The sequence below is a fragment of the Streptomyces sp. MB09-02B genome (assembly GCF_033794485.1).
Taxonomy (GTDB): Bacteria; Actinomycetota; Actinomycetes; order Streptomycetales; family Streptomycetaceae; genus Streptomyces.
The window spans coordinates 1-5,861 of sequence record NZ_JARGEE010000500.1; the positions used below are offsets into that span (position 1 = coordinate 1).

Here is a 5,861-nt window from a genome sequence, read left to right on the forward strand (position 1 = left end):
TCTTTTTTTTTTTTCTAACCGAAAACGGCCATACCAGTTTTTGGCCTGTCTCGTGGGCTCGGAGTGGTGGATAAGAGGCAGCCCTGGTGTACTTAGCTATCTCCTCGTCCGTGAATTCCTTGGTCTCCGCGAAGCCCAGGCCGACGACGGCTACGAGCTTCGTGGGGTCGTCCGGGGCGTGGACGGGCAGTGTGACCGACCCCTTGGCCTGCGAGGCCCGGGCCGGCGGGCGGGCGACACCGGACGTGTCGGTCTGCAGGTCACTGATGCCGATCGGCGCCCGGCGCTCGGCGGTGACGCCCGCCATCCCCTTGCCCACCACGACGACGGCCGCGCCGTTCACCACGCTCGGCGGCAGGTTGTGCGCGGCGACGAGCACGATCTCCCCCTCCGCGGCGGGCCCGCACAGATGGACGGAGCCGACGAGGCCGCCATGCCGCTCGACGAACTCGGCGAGCCACGCCTCGACTTCGGGGCGGGAGTGCTTCAGGACGGTCTCGTTCAGGGCTACGGCATTCATGTGGGAGCTCCTCGTGCTCGCCGCATCGGTGCTGGTGTCGCTGTGACGATCTGCATCGATACCCCGCCTGCTTGAACATTCACGCTTTCGGATACGTAGATCCTGTGTGGTTGACCCGACGCTTCGCACAGCACGGGGACAGCGGACGCACAGCACGCCGTGAACACTTGGGAGCACAGCCGACCCGGGGGGAACGCATGCCGCAGCACGACCATCAGCAGTGGACCGACTCGTTCCCGTGGAGCCTCTCCTACCGTTGGGGCCACTCCGCGCTGACTGTCGACTTCGACCTGAGCGGAGACGCGCCCCGGCTGCTGCGCGTCCGGCGCCCCGACGACCCGGGGCCCGACCCCGAGGAGACCAGGTCCGCCCCCTCGCTGCCGTTGGTCGACCTGGTCCTTCCCGGCGACGACACCCGCCGGGCGGGACCCCGCTCCATCGGCACGGCGTCCGGCGCCCGCCTGAAGTACCACGCCCACCACTCCACTTGCGGCAGCGGGTCCGACAACGCGGCTGCGGGTGAGAGCGGTTCGGCGTCGGGCTCCGTCGGGCGCGGGCGGTGGCACCGGCTGACCTTCGAACTCCACGACCCGGCGACCGGGTTGACCGCCTTCGTCGAGTACGCCTCACCGGACGGCGTCTCCGTGCTGCGCTCCCGGGTCCGGCTGCGCAACGACGGCGCCGGGCAGGTCACCGTACGTTCTCTCGGCAGCCTGCTCGTCGGCGGACTCCCCTCCCCGGACGATCTGTCCGTCTTCCGGGCGAGCGACGACCGGCTCGCGGAGCGCCGTTGGTACACCGAGCCGCTGCGGAGCGCCGTGCCTGACGTCGACCACGTGGTGCGCGGCGGCTCCGGGCGCGCCGTGGCCCGGTTCGCCGGGCGGGGCAGTGGGCCGACCGGCGGGCACCTCGCGACGGGCGCGCTCCGGCACCGTACGGACGGCCGCTGCTGGTTGTGGCAGATCGAGTCGGCGTCGGGCTGGGTCTGGGAGGTCGGCGAGTCGGCGGGCGGGACGTATCTGGCGCTCGGCGGGCCGACCCACGACGAGCACCGGTGGCGCCAAGGCCTGGCGCCCGGTGCCGAGTTCGCCACCGACTGGGCCGCGCTCGCCCTCGGCGACCGCCTCGACGGCGCCCTCGCCGCGCTGGCCGCCCGCCGGTGAGCGTGCCGGGGCACCCTCGGTCGTGTTGCCGAGACCGGCCCCGGCCAAGGCCTACGCCCGCAGACGCCAGTCCCCGCTCTCGATCAGCCTTCCCCTCGCCCGCAGTCCGGCCGCGACGGTCGGGGCGGCAACGTAGACCCAGGCCCGTACGACCGTGCCGTCGGCGAGGGTGGCCGGGCGTTCCACGCGCTCGTAGAGGTTCGCGGGGTCGCCCGGGGCGTACTCCTCCAACCGGTCCAGGGCGCACAGCAGTTCGGCGTAGTCGTCGGGGAGGGCCGAGACGATCTCGCCGCTCACCTCGCCCGCTCCCCCGTGCCTTTCCCCGGACCCGTCGCCGAGGCCCTCCACCGCGTACGGGTACCCGGGGCCGTCGTAGAGCGCCATGCCGCTCATCCTGGCCGGTTCCTCCGCGACGGTGCGCCCGCGCAGGAAGAGGGCGTGGTTGGGCTCGCCGGGGCGCAGGGTGCCGTAGACGAAGATGGGGAGCACCGTTCTCGTCTCTCCTCTCCAGGGGGATCGGAACTCGGACCAGGACGATCGGGACTCCGACCGGGACGCTCGGGACTCCGACCGGGACGCTCGGGACTCCGACCGGGACGTTCGGGAATCCAATCGGGACTCTTTGCAGAAACGATTCTCACCCCTCACGCAACCCCCCGCCGACGCCCTGGACTGCACCTGTCATGCCCACTAAAACCGTCGTCGGCCATGCGTCTGCGAGTCCCCCGGGGTGCCGTCAGCGGGTGGGAGTGAGGGTGTCGGCGTACGCGTTGGGCGGGCGCGGGACCTTCCTGACGGTGTGGGCGTCGAGGGCGGCCTCGGCGGAGCTCGTGCCGAGGGTTCCGGAGGAGTGCCAGGTGCCGGTGAGGGTGACCCAGGTGTCGGCGGGCGGGGGCGGGGCGCCGTGGACGCGCACCTTCACGAACTGGGCGTCGGCGGCGCAGCAGCTGAAAATAGCGCGGGTCAGGTACCAGCCGGTGCTCGCGTCGTCCCCGTCGCCCTCGGTGGCTGTGCCCTTGTCGGGGGTGACGAAGCCCGTCATCTCGACGGTGCGGCCGTCGATGGCCCGTTCGCGGTCCTGCTGCACCCGGCGGGTGAAGTCGGTGAGGGTGATCGGGAGCGGTGAGGTCTTCGGCAGAGGGTCGAAGTCGTCCTGGTCCGTGACGGCCACCGCCTTGGGCGCCCCCCGGGACGCGGTGTACGCGCCGATGGCCGGCGGGGCGTAGAAGAGCAGGCTCAGCGCGGGGAGGAGCAGGAGCCAGGCGACTCGGGGTGGGGTGGAGTGGTCGTGTCCGTGTCCGTGACCGTGTCCGTCAGGGTCGGGCCCGGCGTCGGGGTCGGGGTCGGGTCCGGCATGGGAGTCGGTGGCGGCGGCCGGGTCGGTGCCTGTATCGGCTTCCCGTTCGTCCTTGACGCCCGGTCTCCACAGCGACCATGCCTCCGCCGCGCCCAGGAAGAGGAGCAGCGCGCCCGAGGCCACGAGGAGGGGGTGCATGCCCTCTTTGACGTATCTCAGGTAGTCGTCGGTGAGGACGGTGGCGTGCAGGAGGCCGAGGCCGCTGAGGAGGAGCAGGAGCGCCTGGAGGGGTCGTTTCACAGGAGTACGGCTCCGATCAGCACGCTGCACAGGATGGCGACGACGACCGTCGCGGCGGAGAAGCGGACCGCGAAGGCCCGGCCGAAGGTGCCCGTCTGCAGGGCGATCAGCTTCAGGTCGACCATGGGTCCGACCACCATGAAGGTCAGCCGCGCGGTGGGCGAGAAGCCCGTGAGGGAAGCGGCGACGAAGGCGTCCGCCTCGGAGCACACCGAGAGGAGGATGGCGAGCGCGGCGAGGAACAGCACCGACAGCCACGGCGAGTCGGCGAAGGTGTCGAGCACGGTGCGCGGGACGAGCACATTGAACGTGGCCGCCGCCATCGCGCCGACGACCAGGAAGCCGCCCGCGTGCAGGAAGTCGTGCTGGAAGCCGGTCCGGAACTCGTTCCAGCGGCTCTGCCCCGGGCGGTGTCCCGTGTGCCGCGCCACCGGCTTGAGCCACTCCGCGCGCCCCAGCCAGAGCCACAACCAGCCCATCGCGGCTGCGGTGACGAGGGAGGCGAGCAGCCGGGCCAGCACCATCGCGGGGCTGCCGGGGAAGGCGATGGCCGTGGCGGTCAGGACGATCGGGTTGATGGCGGGGGCGGAGAGGAGGAACGCGAAGGCCGCGGCGGGGTCCACGCCTCGGCGGATCAGGCTCTGCGCGACCGGCACCGAGGCGCACTCGCAGCCCGGCAGCACGACCCCGGCGGCACCGGCGACCGGGACCGCGAGCGCCGGCCTCCTCGGCAGCACCCGGGTGAACACGCGCGCCGGGACGAAGGCGTTGATGGCACCCGACAGGGCCGTCCCGAGCATCAGGAACGGCAGTGCCTGCACGGTGATGGAGAGACAGACGGTCCGCCACGCCTGAACCGCCGGCTCCTCCATCCCCCGCCCCACCGCGAACAGCACGACGCCGGGGACGAGAGCCGCGCCGAGGAGCAGCAGGGGCCAGTGACGGGGCCAGGGGTGGTCGGAGTGATCGGAGTGATCTGGGAGGTGATCGGATTGATCGGGGAGGTGGTCGGGGGTGACGGCGTTCGGGTGCGGCTTCGCGTCCGCGTCCGGGTTCGCGTCCGGCTTCGCGTCCGGGTCCGCCCCGGTGGCGTCGGCCGCGTCGGTGCCAGCGGTTTCCGCCGCGGCGAAGGCCGCTTCCGCGGTGGTGCTGTTCGAGGTCCTGCTCACGGCCTCGTTCACGGTCTTGCCCCCAGCGCTGTCCGGCCGGCCGGCCCGTCTGTCGTCTGCATGTGCCCACTCCGAATATCCGGACGATCGGATCGAACATAGCGGGCGCTCCGGGCCGGCGTGTCAGACCCCGCCCAGCAGAGACGTCAGGCCGTCGTCGAGCGCGGGCTCCAGGTCCTCGCCGCCGAGAGCGACGACGGCGTACGAGCGGTGCAGGAAGCGGCGGAGCGAGGGCGTGTCGAACCGGATCATGGCCATGCCGTGCGGCGAGTGGAGTTCCACGACGGTGTGCCCCGGGCCGCAGGGCCACAGGTGTACGTCGCCGATCCCGGCCGGGGCGGTCAGCCCTTCCGCGAGGAGCGTGCGGGCGAACGCCCACGTCACGTCCGCGTGGTCGGCGGAGGCCGCGGACGGGAAGTCGATGTGCACGGCGAAGGGGTCGTCGGGGGTGTAACGCAGGGTGGTGCGTACCGGGATCTCGTCGTAGTCGGGGGTGATCAGGCGGGCGCGGGCGCTGCGGGCGCCTTATGCGCTTGGGGCACTAGGGGCACTGCGGAAGCTGCGGATGCTTCAGCGGCCGCGGGTACTTCGGATGCTCGGATGTTGTGGGTTCATGCATGCGTCAGATGCTTCTTCGGGCGACACACCCTGTCGACCGCGCCAAGCCCCCATGTATTACGCCGCTTTCGCGGTTACCCGCTGTGACGCGTGTCACTTTGTGTGATTACTTGAGATTTTTGTCATCTCCACATACAAAATCGTCGTCATTCCATCAACAGGCGACTGGAGAGCGTTCCCGCCATGACCGACGGCCTCTCCGGGTCCGCGACCGCCGCGTACACCCGGATCTACGAGGAACAGCATCCGCGCCTGGTCGCGTACGCGCGCTCCCTCACCCGGAACTCCTGGACCGCCGAGGACCTCGTCGCCGAGGCGCACTTCCGTGTGTGGCGGCGGCTCTCCGGGGGACACGAGATCGACAACGTGCCCGCGTACCTGATGACGACGGTGCGGCATCTCGCGGCGGCGGTCGGTTCCACCGCCACGCGGGAGACACCGCTGGATCCGACGGCTCCCGAGCGGGCCGAGACCGACGTGCGGGTGGCCGACGCCGCCGACCCCGCCGAACAGGTCTCCTCCGTCGATCTGTTGGTGCGGGTGCTGGGACAGCTGCCCGAGCGGTGGGTGCAGGCGCTGTGGCTGGCCGAGGCGGAGGGGCAGCCGCTGGAGACGGTCGGGCAGCGCATCGGCGCGAAGCAGGGCGCGACGGCCGTACTGCTGCACCGGGCGCGCGAGGGAATGCGTCAGGCGTTCCTGCGTGAGCAGCCGGGGGCTCCGATCGATCCGGCGTGCCAGGTGCGTTGGGGGCGTATGCCGGCGTATGTGCGCGGTACGGCGACCGCCCGGCAGTC

The 5,861-nt window shown here is 71.4% G+C and carries 7 protein-coding genes; 2 read left to right on the forward strand and 5 right to left on the reverse strand.

The features are described from left to right. On the reverse strand, nt 1–520 hold a 520-nt coding region (locus P1P70_RS39015; RefSeq protein WP_319246244.1), incomplete at its 3' end, for a hypothetical protein. A 197-nt stretch (nt 521–717) separates the two neighbouring features. Between P1P70_RS39015 and P1P70_RS39020 the strand changes: the two genes are divergently transcribed. Further along, nucleotides 718–1,683, forward strand: a complete 966-nt coding sequence (locus tag P1P70_RS39020) for a hypothetical protein (RefSeq protein ID WP_319246246.1) — start codon at nt 718–720, stop codon at nt 1,681–1,683. Between the two features lie 51 nt (nt 1,684–1,734). On the opposite strand, the gene P1P70_RS39025 is transcribed toward P1P70_RS39020, so the two are convergent. The 4 genes from P1P70_RS39025 to P1P70_RS39040 form a co-directional block, all read right to left on the reverse strand. Further along, nucleotides 1,735–2,172 (reverse strand): gamma-glutamylcyclotransferase family protein, encoded by a 438-nt coding sequence (locus P1P70_RS39025; RefSeq protein WP_319246248.1) that lies wholly within the window; start codon nt 2,170–2,172, stop codon nt 1,735–1,737. Nucleotides 2,173–2,419: 247 nt separating this feature from the next. Continuing rightward, entirely contained in the window at nt 2,420–3,280 is an 861-nt protein-coding gene (locus tag P1P70_RS39030) for a TIGR03943 family putative permease subunit (RefSeq protein ID WP_319246250.1), read from the reverse strand. After that, complete coding sequence (locus tag P1P70_RS39035; protein WP_319246253.1) at nt 3,277–4,449, reverse strand: permease; 1,173 nt, start codon at nt 4,447–4,449, stop codon at nt 3,277–3,279. The genes P1P70_RS39030 and P1P70_RS39035 overlap by 4 nt, the downstream gene beginning before the upstream one ends. Nucleotides 4,450–4,572: 123 nt before the next feature. Beyond that, the gene (locus P1P70_RS39040; protein ID WP_319246258.1) at nt 4,573–4,950 is read right to left on the reverse strand and encodes an SsgA family sporulation/cell division regulator; all 378 of its coding nucleotides are present in this window, start codon (nt 4,948–4,950) and stop codon (nt 4,573–4,575) included. Between the two features lie 300 nt (nt 4,951–5,250). On the opposite strand from P1P70_RS39040, the gene P1P70_RS39045 reads away from it, so the two are divergent. Beyond that, nucleotides 5,251–5,861 (forward strand): sigma-70 family RNA polymerase sigma factor (locus tag P1P70_RS39045; protein WP_319246256.1); only part of this gene is annotated, 611 nt, incomplete at its 3' end.

Excerpts from the sequence above, each read along its gene's own strand:
- P1P70_RS39020 (WP_319246246.1), top strand. The coding sequence starts at position 718 with ATGCCGCAGCACGACCATCAGCAGTGGACCGACTCGTTCCCGTGGAGC.